General features: G+C 60.9%; 1 pseudogene. It reads left to right on the top strand.

The annotated features are described in order from the left end of the window. Positions 1-126: 126 nt before the first annotated feature. Positions 127-327, top strand: a pseudogene (locus EN852_RS37655) (DUF1499 domain-containing protein); the annotation flags it as partial.

Genomic DNA, 327 nt, shown 5'->3' with positions numbered 1-327 from the left:
ATCACCTTGCGTCAGCAGTTCAGGGACTATCGCTTGCCGACGGATTGAGGGGATGTTGCGTGTTTCGGCTTCAAGCCGCCGCAAAAAGGCACTAAACCTCCGTCCGGGTTGGGGCAGCAGAGAATAATGGTTAGCATTCCCGAACGGCAAACGTCGAAGGCTGCCAGCTGGTCGCGGCGCACGGCCGCCTTTTCGGCGGTGCTTTTGCTGACGAACTTTGTCGGCCATCGCTTCGGCCTCGTTCAAACGCCGGTGTTCCTGTGGGTGTTGGGCATTGTCGCCCTGCTGGCGGCGCTGGCGCTGTTGTTTGCCGGCCTGGCCTTTGCG

The organism is Mesorhizobium sp. M2E.F.Ca.ET.209.01.1.1 (genome assembly GCF_004010375.2).
Taxonomy (GTDB): Bacteria; Pseudomonadota; Alphaproteobacteria; order Rhizobiales; family Rhizobiaceae; genus Mesorhizobium.
The sequence above is the reverse complement of the archived record's forward strand: the minus strand, read 5'-3'. Positions and strand labels throughout refer to the sequence as shown.